The organism is Burkholderia ubonensis (assembly GCF_902833085.1).
GTDB classification, from domain to species: Bacteria; Pseudomonadota; Gammaproteobacteria; order Burkholderiales; family Burkholderiaceae; genus Burkholderia; species Burkholderia ubonensis.
On record NZ_CADFEB010000038.1, the window covers coordinates 1 to 335 of the forward strand.

1 protein-coding gene is annotated in these 335 nt (G+C 69.0%); it reads left to right on the forward strand.

Features of this window, described 5'->3' with window-relative positions:
• Positions 1-335, forward strand: a 335-nt coding sequence (locus tag HWX31_RS34720; RefSeq protein WP_175934028.1) for an AMP-binding enzyme, incomplete at both ends; no start/stop codon positions are given.

The following is a 335-nucleotide window of genomic DNA, read 5'->3' on the forward strand; positions in this document are numbered from 1 at the left end:
GCCGTCGTCGACGAGACGGGGCAGGACGTGCCGAACGGGCAGGGCGGGATTCTGGTCGTCAAGCGCCCGTGGCCGTCGATGATCCGCACGATCTGGGGCGACCCGGAGCGTTTCAAGAAAAGCTACTACCCCGACGAGCTCGGCGGCCGGCTCTATCTTGCCGGTGACGGCACCGTGCGCGACAAGGGCACCGGCTACTTCACGATCATGGGCCGGATCGACGACGTGCTGAACGTGTCGGGCCACCGGCTCGGCACGATGGAGATCGAGTCGGCGCTGGTCGCGCACGAGCTCGTCGCGGAGGCGGCCGTGGTCGGGCGTCCGGACGAGACGAC